Annotated in this window: 16 protein-coding genes and 2 pseudogenes; 3 read left to right on the top strand and 15 right to left on the bottom strand. The window is 34.0% G+C overall.

The window, feature by feature from the left end; all coding sequences use genetic code 11:
- Nucleotides 1-34: 34 nt before the first annotated feature.
- From EDD71_RS15595 to EDD71_RS15475, 7 genes are all read right to left on the bottom strand, one after another.
- Entirely contained in the window at nucleotides 35-343 is a 309-nt protein-coding gene (locus EDD71_RS15595) for a DUF234 domain-containing protein (RefSeq protein ID WP_243116340.1), read from the bottom strand.
- Nucleotides 313-570: an AAA family ATPase gene (locus EDD71_RS15855; protein ID WP_341472012.1), complete on the bottom strand. Its 258-nt coding sequence runs from the start codon at nucleotides 568-570 to the stop codon at nucleotides 313-315. The genes EDD71_RS15595 and EDD71_RS15855 overlap by 31 nt, the downstream gene beginning before the upstream one ends.
- Nucleotides 571-673: 103 nt before the next feature.
- Nucleotides 674-802 carry an ATP-binding protein gene (locus EDD71_RS15850; RefSeq protein WP_279232974.1) on the bottom strand — a complete coding sequence of 43 codons (129 nt, stop codon included), beginning with the start codon at nucleotides 800-802 and terminating at the stop codon, nucleotides 674-676.
- 163 nt (nucleotides 803-965) lie between these two features.
- Complete coding sequence (locus EDD71_RS16190; protein ID WP_243116339.1) at nucleotides 966-1,274, bottom strand: hypothetical protein; 309 nt, start codon at nucleotides 1,272-1,274, stop codon at nucleotides 966-968.
- Between the two features lie 440 nt (nucleotides 1,275-1,714).
- Nucleotides 1,715-2,599, bottom strand: coding sequence for a polysaccharide deacetylase family protein (locus EDD71_RS00055; protein ID WP_133626718.1), 885 nt, complete (start codon nucleotides 2,597-2,599; stop codon nucleotides 1,715-1,717).
- A 14-nt stretch (nucleotides 2,600-2,613) separates the two neighbouring features.
- Nucleotides 2,614-2,955, bottom strand: coding sequence for an MATE family efflux transporter (locus EDD71_RS00050; RefSeq protein WP_207669237.1), 342 nt, complete (start codon nucleotides 2,953-2,955; stop codon nucleotides 2,614-2,616).
- An 11-nt stretch (nucleotides 2,956-2,966) separates the two neighbouring features.
- Complete coding sequence (locus EDD71_RS15475; protein WP_207669236.1) at nucleotides 2,967-3,107, bottom strand: hypothetical protein; 141 nt, start codon at nucleotides 3,105-3,107, stop codon at nucleotides 2,967-2,969.
- 864 nt (nucleotides 3,108-3,971) lie between these two features.
- Here EDD71_RS15475 and EDD71_RS00045 point away from each other — a divergent pair.
- A complete protein-coding gene (locus tag EDD71_RS00045; protein WP_166636271.1) occupies nucleotides 3,972-4,142 on the top strand; it encodes a hypothetical protein in 171 nt (56 codons plus the stop codon).
- Between the two features lie 74 nt (nucleotides 4,143-4,216).
- Nucleotides 4,217-5,308 carry an NADH:flavin oxidoreductase gene (locus EDD71_RS00040; RefSeq protein ID WP_133626716.1) on the top strand — a complete coding sequence of 364 codons (1,092 nt, stop codon included), beginning with the start codon at nucleotides 4,217-4,219 and terminating at the stop codon, nucleotides 5,306-5,308.
- A gap of 345 nt (nucleotides 5,309-5,653) precedes the next feature.
- Here EDD71_RS00040 and EDD71_RS15985 read toward each other — a convergent pair whose 3' ends face one another.
- From EDD71_RS15985 to EDD71_RS00010, 8 genes and pseudogenes are all read right to left on the bottom strand, one after another.
- A complete protein-coding gene (locus tag EDD71_RS15985; RefSeq protein ID WP_243116338.1) occupies nucleotides 5,654-6,124 on the bottom strand; it encodes a DUF2726 domain-containing protein in 471 nt (156 codons plus the stop codon).
- Between the two features lie 38 nt (nucleotides 6,125-6,162).
- The gene (locus tag EDD71_RS15465; protein ID WP_207669235.1) at nucleotides 6,163-6,357 is read right to left on the bottom strand and encodes a hypothetical protein; all 195 of its coding nucleotides are present in this window, start codon (nucleotides 6,355-6,357) and stop codon (nucleotides 6,163-6,165) included.
- A 194-nt stretch (nucleotides 6,358-6,551) separates the two neighbouring features.
- Nucleotides 6,552-6,803 (bottom strand): integrase core domain-containing protein, encoded by a 252-nt coding sequence (locus tag EDD71_RS00030; RefSeq protein ID WP_279232985.1) that lies wholly within the window; start codon nucleotides 6,801-6,803, stop codon nucleotides 6,552-6,554.
- Nucleotides 6,804-6,896: 93 nt separating this feature from the next.
- Entirely contained in the window at nucleotides 6,897-7,067 is a 171-nt protein-coding gene (locus tag EDD71_RS15115) for a transposase family protein (protein ID WP_166636269.1), read from the bottom strand.
- Between the two features lie 493 nt (nucleotides 7,068-7,560).
- Nucleotides 7,561-7,881, bottom strand: a pseudogene (locus EDD71_RS00025) (class I SAM-dependent methyltransferase); the annotation flags it as partial.
- A 306-nt stretch (nucleotides 7,882-8,187) separates the two neighbouring features.
- Complete coding sequence (locus EDD71_RS00020; RefSeq protein WP_133626713.1) at nucleotides 8,188-8,601, bottom strand: very short patch repair endonuclease; 414 nt, start codon at nucleotides 8,599-8,601, stop codon at nucleotides 8,188-8,190.
- A 21-nt stretch (nucleotides 8,602-8,622) separates the two neighbouring features.
- A complete protein-coding gene (locus EDD71_RS00015) occupies nucleotides 8,623-9,969 on the bottom strand; it encodes a DNA cytosine methyltransferase (RefSeq protein WP_133626712.1) in 1,347 nt (448 codons plus the stop codon).
- A 319-nt stretch (nucleotides 9,970-10,288) separates the two neighbouring features.
- Nucleotides 10,289-11,231 (bottom strand): annotated as a pseudogene (locus tag EDD71_RS00010) (IS982 family transposase).
- Nucleotides 11,232-11,585: 354 nt separating this feature from the next.
- Between EDD71_RS00010 and EDD71_RS00005 the strand changes: the two are divergent.
- The gene (locus EDD71_RS00005; RefSeq protein ID WP_207669234.1) at nucleotides 11,586-12,350 is read left to right on the top strand and encodes an IS110 family RNA-guided transposase; all 765 of its coding nucleotides are present in this window, start codon (nucleotides 11,586-11,588) and stop codon (nucleotides 12,348-12,350) included.
- The last annotated feature ends 50 nt before the right edge of the window (nucleotides 12,351-12,400 follow it).

Genomic DNA, 12,400 nt, shown 5'->3' with positions numbered 1-12,400 from the left:
AGGTAAACTCTCATCAGTATAGTCCAATCTGTCCCTAGCCTATCAAATCCTTAAGCTCAAATAATAATATATTATTGCTCCCCTTTGCAAATTTTATTACATCCTCTGTGAAGCCACTCCTTGAAAAGAACGCATAATATTTTTGAGAATAGTTTAATATACTGCTCTTTTCTATTAAAGAATTTACAACGCCCATATCGACAGCAACCTTGGTCCATTTGCATTCTCCAAATAATGCCTTTTGTTTACTTATAGCCAATATATCGATCTCCTCTTCCCTTCTCTTAGCTGGATTATTTCCCCACCATCTTCCTATCTTCTCAAAAACAAATGGAAGCTCCATTTTTTTATTTTTACGCTTTCAATAAAGCTCATCGATGAACCGCAAATTATAAGAAAAAGTTTGGTATCCTTCAAATGATGGTCAATTAAATTTTGGAGAAGTGAAGGTATGCTTTTATTAGAATTAACTATATAGGGAAATTCATCTATTACAACAACGAGCCTTTCATTTTTAGCATGTTTACCAAGATACATAAATGCCTTTTCCCAGGATTCAAAACTGCTAATAAAATCCTTTATGTCAAAATGGGTTAAAATCTTATCAGAAAAGCTTTCAAAGGCTATCTTATCATTATACTCCTCTGCAACATAAAAGATATTGGGTTTATTTTTACAAAATTCCTTTATTCAAAGTAGTTTTTCCAACTCTTCTTCTGCCATATATAACTACATACTGAAATTTATCCTCTTCATAAAGTTTGTTAAGTGTATTAATCTCAAAATCTCTTCCTATGAACACAATAACACCCCTTTTACTAACTCATGATTTACTAACTCGTGAGTTAGTAACTTACGAGTTAGTAAATTGTAATTATATCACAATTTCTAAAGGATATTCATGTTCTAAAATAAATTTCGTTAATTAAGCGATATCAACAATTAAACTCTCATTAGCAATGGTGCTAAAGGTTAGAACGGGGGTTGATGAAAAGGGAAACGACATTTCCAGGTTCATATCTACCTTCCAGTAGCTTTTGCTTAACCGACTGCCATTTGTCTATGATAAATGTTCGAAGTTCATCGACTTTCATACCATCGACCCCATGACTGCCTTTGTTAGCAACTACCCTCTTGTATGCCATGAGCATATTTCCCCTTGACAGTATTCTTTCGAGTAGACTACTGGATTCATCCTTTACCTCATTTTCTCTTTCTCTCTTTGGTAACACCAAATCCTTGCTCAGCGCCCCTTGCTTACCTTGAAGTTCCACTTCTACTTCCGCAAGGCGACCTCTATATTGAGTTGTCTGCTTTCTCTGCAATTAATTTGAGTTATTCAAAGTTGAAAACCTCCAGATTCCACCTCACAGTGGACACCCTTGTCTTAGGCTAACGGTTGACGCTATCAGCCCCCGTGTCGGACTTTCACCGACAAGCTTGTACCCATGCTGAACGCATATTGGAAAAGTCAGTCAGATTTTGTTGATCTGACCGACTTTTAGTGTTTCAGTTGAAATTATAGTGTGCTGCGCATTGGAATTTATGGGATTTTTATGCTTAACTGTCTCTAGCCTCACACTAGCCCCACAGAATTAATTGGAAATTATTCACAGAAATTATTTTCCGAAATTTTACGGAAAGTACTTGCCGTTTACAGGCAGCCATATGTGTTATTACTTAATTATCCATATAACTTATATGGCTGCCGTTGCTATGTCTCCTTATAGGGATTAACATCAAGCATTACTCCGAGATCCACAATGCTAAAACCTCTTGCCCTTAATCCCCTTATTATTTCCGGCAGGGCCTCTACAGCTATTCTTTGTCCTGGTCCGCTGTGCATTAAAATGATTTCCCCGAGCCTCACATTATTCAGCACATTTTCCACTACCGTTTGTTTATCAACCTTTGGCACCCAGTCCATAGTATCAATGGACCAAATAACAATTTTGTTGCCTGTTGCCCTTACTGTAGATAAGACATTTTCGTCCACTTCCCCATAGGGCGGCCTTACAAACGAAGGTCTTCTTCCCAGAATGCTTTCTATCTTTTCCTCAGTAGATATAATCTGTTTTTTTATGCCTTGAGGGTCCATTTCAGTAAAATGCGGATGACTAAAACCGTGGTTTAATATCAAGTGTCCTTCATTATATGCCCTTTTTACAACATCCGGAAAGTATCCCATTTGAGTACCAACAAAGAAAAAATTGGCCTTTACATTATTAGTTTTAAGTATATCAAGTACCCTTGGCGTTATCCATGAATCTGGCCCATCAACAAAGGTCAGGGCTACCCTCTTTTTTGTAGTTGGACCATTAATATATATTTCGCCAGGGTTCTTCCTTGCGAGCTCAACAATGTATCTTCGCCCAGCCGCTATATTTCTCATTTGAGCCTCTGTTAGCCTGGTTGTGGTTCCAAGAATATTGTAGACAGCATCTCTGTATAAATTCACCGTAATGACTATTTTTCTTCCAGGCATGAAGTATTCAGGAATTAAGCCCGGATTTACTGCAAACATTGAACAAAGAGAAACGCCGAACCTCCTGGAAATAGAGTATATCATATCCCCTGGCTGTACAATATATTTTATCATGAAAGGCCTCCATACTATTTCTGCCTATATAGTATGTATCTCAGTGCCAGGCTTGTAACATTTAAATTTGTCACAAGCCTGGCACTATTCCTTGTTATAGAAGATAACCGTTCACGGAAAACATGAGGCAAATAATCTGTTCCATCCCAAATATCCTTGGCTATATTAGGCAGTCTTACAAGCCACAAACGTCCAATTTTCATGGACATAGAATACTTTAGTAATAAAAAACATCCTGCCACAGAGATATAAATTGTAAGCATAAAGGATTTTTTAAAGGCTTCCTTCACCCTGTTTATTTGATTATTTCCAAGGTTTTGCTCAACGATTGAGGTTAAGGCCGCTCCTATGCCCATAGAAGGCTGCATTATAAGGGACTAATTCTATTTACCATACCAAAGGCAGCCAAAGTAGCTGTTCCGTAGGAAACAATAAATCCATTAAGCATCATAAATCCAGGGGCAGAACCTGAATAACCCAAGGAGGATAGTAAAGCAACCTTATACAAGTTCCCCCCTAATATAAGATTCCTTTTTTCTTCCGCTTTCAAAAACACTCCATCGTATTATATTTTATCGTCAAAAAAATGCCAGGCTCGTTACAAGTGAAAAGTTAGATTATTTTATTGCGTAAGAGTAGTTTAGTTACTGTTCTATTTAATCTGTCATTAACATGTATATCTGGAAATTATTAATGTAGAACATTATTTCTCTTATCGTAGATTTATTAGTCTTTATTAATAAGTGGTAATGGTTATCCATAACGGCGTATGCTGGAATTTCATAACATTTTTTTATTATACTCTTAAGTGTTTTAACATAAATACCTTTGTTTATCATTTTAAAATATATATTCCTTATTATTTCATCTACGAACAATGTAATATTTTGCCCCTTCGAGATAATTATATTTTCCTTGGCATTTTATTTCTCACTTGAATATTTTTTATCTATATAGAAAGTAACAAGGAATCTTACTCCTCCTGTAGGGGCGATTATCAATCGCCCGTCCTGAAATTAGTGCTTACTCAACGGGCAAATACTATTCGCTCCTACAAAGAAATTAAATCTTTAATACTTTCTGTATAAAATATTTTATTTTTATATAAATATCAATTTGTCACCAAGCTGACACCTATCTCCACATACATATAAGATGTTTTTAGATTGACATGAGAATTTCCTTCAGAATGTCTTAGTATGATATAATCTATTAGGGTGATTTATAAAAGTACATGTAAGTGTAGAGGAAAGCTAACAGTAGTTTGACGAAAAACTATTGTTTTTATATAATTAGTTTTACATCAAACTATTATTTTGCCTTTCATTAAAGAAAAGAATATGAATTTGTGAATATAAATACATTTAAAGCTATGTTAGTAATTCAATCTGAAGGCAATAAATTAAGATTAAAAATATTGAATAAACTTTCAAATGAATGTAAACCTAATAATTTAGATGAAAACGTGAAAGAAGCATCCTTAAAAAAATTATCTGCGAAAATTGATATGATTCTTGAAGAAAAACTAAAAGTAGAACTATAATCAATCTTGATAAATAAAAATGCATAGTATTATTTAAATATATTTAGTAACATGGATTAGAAAGGATTGAACATATGAAAACTTTATTTGAAGAAACTAAACTAGGAAACATTGCTCTAAAAAATCGATTTGTCAGAAGTGCTACTTGGGAAAACATGACAACAAAAGACGGACATATGACAGAGAAACTTTATAAAATATATGAGGACCTGGCTAAGGGCGAGGTTGGCTTAATAATAACAGGATACGCAAATGTTGTAAAAGAGGAACAGCCTAATCCTGGAATGATGGGAATCTATGACGATTCATTTATTGATGAGTATAAACAATTAACCAATTTAGTTCACAGCTATGACTCAAAAATCATCATGCAGATAGCCTATGGTGGAACAAAAACCACCTTTAACCTTGGTGAAAGAGTTATCTATGCTCCAAGTGAGGTTGCTGAAAAAAGCACAAATGTTATTGGTAAAGCTATGACTAAAGAAGAAATAAACTATATAGTAAATGCTTTTGCCGATGCCGGTAGAAGAGTAAAGGAATCTGGTTTTGACGGAGTAGAAATACATGGTGCACACACCTATTTAATAAATCAATTTCTTAGCCCCTATTACAACAGAAGAACTGATGAATATGGCGGTAGCTTGGAAAATAGAATGCGATTTTTACTTGAAATATATTATAAAATGAGAGAAAAGGTAGGAGAAGACTTCCCTATATTGGTAAAACTTACTGCCAGTGAATTCTTTGAAGGCGGATTATCCTTTGAGGAAACCAGACTTATTTGCAAAAAATTAGAAGAGATCGGTATTGATGCTATCGAAATTTCTGGTAATATTCACGGAAAAGCCAAATCAATGGTTGGAGAAGTTTTTGATGACCATGAAATACAAGAAGAAGGTTATTTTCTTGAATATGCAAAAATTATTAGTAATGAAATTAATGTTCCAATAATTACAGTGGGTGGATTTAAAAATATTAATAACATTGAAAAAATCTTAAATGAAACAAATATTGATTATTTTGCTCTATCAAGACCTTTGCTTGCAGAGCCTCATTTAATAAAAAGATGGAAAGATGGAGATAGAAGGCCAGCAATATGTGTTAGATGTTCAAAATGTAGAACTCCTGAAGGAAATTACTGTACAGTTTTTAATACATTATGAGAACGTCGGCAGATTTGTGTAAATTTATTTTATTCTTCCATCTCAGCCTCCAAAAATTGTTGAATAATGTTAATTCCTCCATGTTCTTGCATTTTTTAAATTCAGAATTAAGGTTAACATAAGGTATGTTCAGTTCGGGCATAATTGATTACTTCTTTCAAAATGTTTGTAGTTATTATTTCCATGTTTACCATTTATATATACATAAAAAGAGCATCTATAGATATGATTTACACAAATCTATGGATGCTCCCAGTTTGTTACAAGCTTGGTACTCTTCTTTTTTTTATAATTTATTAACCACTCCTAGGTATCCAGCCGTGACAGCAAAAGCAAGTAAAGTTGTTAATATCTAACCACTTCTCTACACTTATGAAAATTAGAACACCCATAAAACTTTTCTCCTGCCCTGTCTCCCTTTTTCTCTTCCCTTAAAACCATAGGTATTCCACACTTTGGACATGTTGGAACACTGGCCTTTTCACTGCTTACCGCTGCATATGTCTTTACTTCTTCCTTAGAAAGCTCTGCAAAGATTTCATCAATTCTTTCTCTTACTTCCTGAATAGTATATGTCCTTTTATTCTCAAATCTAATAAGCTTAAGCTCCGCAGATTTGAATACCTCATTTACAAATCTATCCCTTTCAACTCTATCAGGTTTATTATGGCTGGTATCATCAAGCTCAGCTCCTGCTAACGGTCTGAGAGTATCATTACTGCAAATTAAAAAGTCTACATGCTTTCTATCAATCTTATTTCTATAGGAAATATTTTGATCGGGTCTCCTTACAAAAAATATATCTGATAAAGACACCTTAGTGAAAACCTGTGCTCTTCCTTCAAGAGCTTCTACTAAACTTTATAAAAAGATAATTCCGCTGGTGATAAAAAATCATCCCTTAGTCCATAGGGAAGTTTAGCTTCCTCAACATTGCCTTTCTTCAAGTTTACCCCGAGTAATTTAAGAATGACTCCAAGACACCCTGGATTATTTGTTGATATTTTTATTCCTCCATTTCCACGGATTGACCCCCTATTATTGGACACTGTATTAAATTTTCATTGGCTTACGTAGAATTTCAAAAATTTATTATTTTTATCGCGGTCTGCCCTTGACATTGAGCCTCCGCATGCATGATTCTTGGCTCTGGCAGCAGCCTAAAATTCAGATCCTGCCACTTTTGAGACAAGGCTATCATGCATGCCCTCAATGTCAAGGGTACGCTTCGCCAGACCTTACTTTACATCCTTATATTGACTTTTTCATTAGTTTTCTGTAGATACTCATAATATTCCTTGGCCGGCATATATTTTGTTGCCGAGTGTATCCGCTTTGTGCTGTATTTTTTTACAAAATCATTAACTTCCTTATATGCCTCAGTATAGCTCTCAAATACATTTATACTTAGGCATTCATCCTCAAGTATCCTATGATATGCTTCTATGTGTGCATTCATATTTGGCGTTTTGTAAGGTATTCTTTCATGCTCTATACCTAACTTCTCACAAGCAGAAACAAAAGCATGGCTGATATACTGTGGTCCGTTGTCGGAACGTATAACCGGCTTAATTTCAGCATCATAAAGCTACCTTTTATGCAATGCTATTTTTAATAATCTTACAGCATCCTCCCCTGTACAATTGAGTCCTATATAATGAGCAACAATATCCCTATCGGCAACATCTATGATGCTCATTATATAGAAAAACCTGTCCTCACCTTCTATATAACCATACTTTATATCTGCCTCCCACAATTGGTTTGATGCTGTAACTGTTCTGTTTTTAGCAATTTTTCCAGGATGCTTTGGTTTTATTTCTCTTTGAGGCCTTAGTATATTTAACTCTTTTCAGAGCCTGTACACCTTTGTCATATTGATTTTTAGGTTAAAGTTTCTTTTAAGATCCCTGGTTATCTTGTAGTATCCATAAAACTCTGGTGTGAATTTTCTTTTTGTCACTGACATATACAATTTCCCCCTTTGACAATTTAATCTGTCATATTAAGACTAATTGTCCAAATACTCTAGGGGGCTAAAAAGATAGATAAATATAAATATATTTTAGCCTTAAACAAGGTGGTTATTAATTTTTCCCCTGAATTTGGATATTTGTTGTCTACTTTTTTCATTTATCTTGGAAGGATCAAAGCTATACATCCCAGAAGTTGGAGCAGATCCCCAAATGTACTAAGTTTCTATAATTTTTATTTTAAGCCAATTTTACTAGAAGCAGTTTATTTAATCTGCCTTATGGTAATAACTCTGGTTCAATTTTTATAGATTTATCCGGTCTTGAGTACATAACGCGCACCCTGCCACCAGGTCTACATACTCTTTTTTGTTCTAATAGAAACTCCCTGTTCGGTACATGCTCAATTACTGTATGTGACAGGCACACATCCACTGAATTATCCTCTAAAGGCAAATTCAATGCATCTCCCTCATAATAGTTGGCATTGTAGAGTTTTTGCTCAATAGCCTTACTTTTAGCATAATCAATAAATTTTGTGTCCCTGTCTATCCCAATTATTTTTGATTGTTCTCCAAGCCATTTTGCCAGTTTTCTAGTTAGGGTTCCAGGTCAGCATCCAATATCAACTACAGTCATTCCTAGTTTAACACCAAGAATATTTAAATATAGCTCTTTTCTATCATCCCTAAATCTCATTTCCATACTTAAGTCAAGAGTTAAAACGCTTTGAATATTATCTGACCAAATTATATTTCCTAATATATTCCTCTCTTGAATAAAAATCTTTCATTATTATTAAATATATAGAATTTATAAGTTTCTCAACTCATACATCAATTAGTCAATATTCTTATGGCACTTTGATATTTCAAGCGCTTGGCACCTACAACCCAAGTCATCGACTTAAGATAATATTGACTTATAAAGTAGTTCCATTTGGAGATCAAAATTTTTCTTCAATTCACATTCCCACAACACTATGACTTTCCATCCACTGTCCCTCAAGCTTTGAATATTTCTGGAATCCCTTTCAACATTTCCTGCTATCTTGGTAACCCAAAACTCGGTTCTTGTCTTTGGTATATAGGCATATTTACAGTTCTCATGCTTATGCCAAAAACATCCGTGTATAAATATTGCGGTTCTATATTTAGGCAAAACTATATCCGGCTTGCCTGGTAAATCTCCAACATTTTTTCGAAACCTTAGCCCTTTCGCAAACAGCCATTTTCTAACCTCCACTTCAAATTTCGTATCCGTTGATTTTATTTTTGATATAACTTCACTGCGTTTTTCTTTTGAAAATACATCTGCCACCTATATGACCTCCATGGCAATTTAATCTTCGCTCCTAATTCTGTATTTTGGATTATTAAAACACTCTTCCTTAACTGCTTTTGCTATAGCTTGGGACATAAGCGGTGGTACAGCATTTCCTACCTGAACATACTGCCATGTCCTTGGCCCCTCAAATTTATAATTATCCGGAAAACTCTGTATTCTTGCAGCTTCTCTTACCGTTAGTGACCTAAGCTGATTTATGTCAGGATGTATGTTGTAATGTCCATCCTTACCTATATGTGCAACAATTGTATGTGGCACATCCTCCCACCAGTGGACTTTATATCTATCTTCAAAATCCTCCTTATTCCTATGTGTGCTATCTTCCTCAGGGATATCCTTATACTTAAGTTGCTCCCCAATTTTAGCTTTTTCAATTGCTCTTTGATAAATTCGTCTGTCCCTATCCTGATGCCTTCTAGCCATATGATGCAATATTCCTATACTATCTTCTCTCATTAACTTTTGAAATTCTGAAAGATTTTTTATATCATTATTCTCATATTCACCCCAAAAATAATCATTTCCTTCACCTGGCTGCAAAAATGGCAAATCGCTTATAGCATTTCTTGTTGATTGTACTTCATTCAATTTCACAGCATATTTTTTAAAGTCAGGGTACTTTAGATTATTCCTTGTTCCAAATAATATAACCCTTTTTCTATTTTGATAAACTCCCAAATCACTTGCATTAACTATATTTTTTCTCGGGTCTTTTTCATCAACACCTGACAATATATTATAACCAATAGTATCAAATTCCTCTCTAATTACCTCAAATATCCTTCCATTATGTGCACTTAATATTCCCGGAACATTTTCAAAAATAAAAACTTCAGGTTTAAAATATTCTACTACATCTCTGTAATAGTAAAAAAGAAAGTTTCTTTTATCCTCTCTGGCTGCCCGCCCCATTCTGCCTCTTCCAATCAGGGAATATGCCTGACAGGGTGGCCCACCTATTATTACATCTACTTTTCTGCCTTTTAAATTTTTTTCAATAAGCCTGATTATCTCTTCTTTTGCTGTTGCTCCTGGATCTTCTTTAGGATCACCAAAAGTTTTATTTAAAACTTCAGATTCAACTTTCTCTTTCAATTCAGGATACTTATCAAAAATAATTTGTCTATCTTGGGCAATATTTTTATAATCATTTGATCTTCTTATGTACTCATAATATAAATCAAGATCATTCCTAGATTTTAAATAGTGAAAACAAATCCTTGTTTTCAAGGTTTCGCATGCCCATCGTTCCTTCTCAACATGTGCAACTATTTCAAAGCCTTCTCTTACAAATCCCTCAGTTAAACCTCCTGCACCAGAAAATAAATCAACTACAATCATACTGTCATCTACTCCTATGTAAACTTACATTTTTATTATATCAACTGTAATACTCATTGACTAGGTTCGTACTAATGCTTCACTCCTTGTTATTATAATACATTCAAAATCTTCAGAACATATGTTTGCTATTAAAAACAGGAATACAAGCCTGCTTTCAATCAGGCAAATATTCCTGTTCTGTTACGTCTCATGTACGATATATAATTTATAAATTAACTCGTTGTGCTAATTTAAAATTTTAGACTTAGGAATATTATGGAAATAAAAATAGTTACACTATTCCTAAGATACTGTTATGAATTGTCAACAGGTTTATTTAACCAAAAATTAATCCTTTTATTTGAGATACTTTAGACTCATTATTAAATACTTTATTTACGTAGTGACAAAGTCCATGGCCTAAAAGTTTAGTCTTAATCCTAGTGATAAGACCCCAGACTGGCCTTGCCAGAACTCTTTGAATGTTAAGTTGACAAGATAGCTGGGAACCAGTAGTTTCAATCCTTCTACGAAGCTTAAATATAATTCGTCTTAACTGTTTTGGATACTGAGACTTACTGTTGTTCCTCTTTAGTGGAAGCAAGGTTACACCCTTTTCAGCTTTTAATTCAGAAGCAAGATGGTTATCTATATAATCCTTATCTCCAAGTATAATTATTGAATGATAGGATTCTACTAAATCCCATAGTTCAGCTCTGTCATCAATATCAGCTGAAGTAAGACAGAAATCAGTTATATAGCCATCTAGTGTAATAAGCAGATGAAGTTTAAATCCGTAATAAGTTTCTTTCTTAGACGGACATCTTCCATAACTCACATAACCTTTAAATGTCTTATGAACGTTGCTCTACCAAAGTGACATACTGGGATGGGCATACTATCTACAACTCTAAGTGTAGAATCGTAATACCCCAATAATTGTGATAGTTTTTTGTGAATCAGCTCTATTATTTTGAAAAGAGCTCTTCGAGTTATTAAATCTACTTCTATCACAAAACCTTGGAAATAAGTCTTTAAAGTTCTTTTTACAGAAGTTAAACTAGGCTTTTTCCGAGTCAATAGTGAGCAATTCACCAACAACACTGATGGTAATTATTTCACTATCGCTCATCTTTGAAGCCTTGATATTTCTACGTTCTTTAACATGTATTGGGAGCTACTACGTGGTAAATTTCATCAATTATCACGTAGGCTACGGTAATAAAGTCTTTTAGATTTTCAATTTCTGTAGTAGAATATTTCTTGTTAAGATCCAGCATATGTTGACCTCCTATCATTGTTTATCATACTTCAATGATAAGTTAACATAATATGCTGGATTTTTTCTATTTGTAAATATTTCCTGTGCTATGAACTAGCTATACATGAAATAAATTTCACCAACTAGAATGAAAACTACCTCCATAAAGCAGTTTGAATATTACTCTGATAGTTGGGAAGAATTCAAATAGTTGGTACAAAGTCGATTGTGTTTGGTACTGCTTAGTCCGAAACTAGCTTGATTTTAGCCTTCTTTATGTACCAACTATTGTCGCTCCTCTTTTGGAAGCACGCAGAGTAGATTATTAATATCAGAAGGCTTTACCAACTATTTCTTTAAGGAGTAGATCGATATGGAGGTATTGTACAAAAATTGTTGTGGACTTGACGTCCATAAAAAAATTATTGTTGCCTGTGTTTTGACTCCAAATGGTAAAGAAATTGAATCATTTGGAACTATGACAGAAGACATTCTTATGCTTGTTGATTTGATAAAGCAAAAGCAATGTGAAGCTGTCGCTATGGAAAGCACAGGGGTATACTGGAAACCAATTTACAACTTGCTTGAGTTAGAGCAAATACCAACTCTAGTAGTTAATGCTCAGCACATTAAAAACGTACCTGGTCGTAAGACCGATGTTAAAGATGCTAAATGGATAGCTAATTTACTTAAACATGGTCTCTTAAAAGGAAGTTATATTCCTTCTAGAGAACAACGAGAGTTAAGAGAAATTGTGCGTTATAGACGTAGTCTGATTGAAGAGCGTTCTAGAGAGATCAATAGGCTTCAAAAGGTACTTGAAAGTGCTAATATTAAACTTTCTTCAGTTGTTTCTGATATTCTAGGTGTATCAAGTAGAGCTATGATTGAGGCTATAATCAATGGGGTTAATGATCCAAAAGCTTTATCTTCACTTGCTAATAAAAAGTTAAAGGCAAGCCCGGACTTACTCCAGAAGTCTTTAAAGGGGCTTATTGGCGAACATCAAAGAAAGCTAATTTCAATTCAATTAAAACATATAGATTTCCTAACTCAACAAATAGAAGATATAACTAATGATGTTAATGTTAGATGGTTCATTGTAAAATTAAATGCAACAGATAGAATAAAAAAATAACAACCATAGTGAAAATCATGTATGATATAGGTGTCTAATCCAAACATACA

The sequence above is a fragment of the Fonticella tunisiensis genome (assembly GCF_004364155.1).
Taxonomy (GTDB): Bacteria; Bacillota; Clostridia; order Clostridiales; family Caloramatoraceae; genus Fonticella; species Fonticella tunisiensis.
Note: the sequence above shows the minus strand (reverse complement) of the source record. Positions and strands in the feature narration are given on the sequence as shown.

What these genes read in the sequence shown, in the direction of transcription:
- EDD71_RS15595 (WP_243116340.1), bottom strand. Translation starts at nt 343, where the DNA reads ATGGAGCTTCCATTTGTTTTTGAGAAGATAGGAAGATGGTGGGGAAAT.
- EDD71_RS00015 (WP_133626712.1), bottom strand. Translation starts at nt 9,969, where the DNA reads ATGATTGTAGTTGATTTATTTTCTGGTGCAGGAGGTTTAACTGAGGGA.
- EDD71_RS00005 (WP_207669234.1), top strand. Translation starts at nt 11,586, where the DNA reads ATGGAGGTATTGTACAAAAATTGTTGTGGACTTGACGTCCATAAAAAA.
- EDD71_RS00050 (WP_207669237.1), bottom strand. Translation starts at nt 2,955, where the DNA reads ATGGGCATAGGAGCGGCCTTAACCTCAATCGTTGAGCAAAACCTTGGA.
- EDD71_RS00055 (WP_133626718.1), bottom strand. Translation starts at nt 2,599, where the DNA reads ATGATAAAATATATTGTACAGCCAGGGGATATGATATACTCTATTTCC.
- EDD71_RS00045 (WP_166636271.1), top strand. Translation starts at nt 3,972, where the DNA reads ATGTTAGTAATTCAATCTGAAGGCAATAAATTAAGATTAAAAATATTG.
- EDD71_RS00040 (WP_133626716.1), top strand. Translation starts at nt 4,217, where the DNA reads ATGAAAACTTTATTTGAAGAAACTAAACTAGGAAACATTGCTCTAAAA.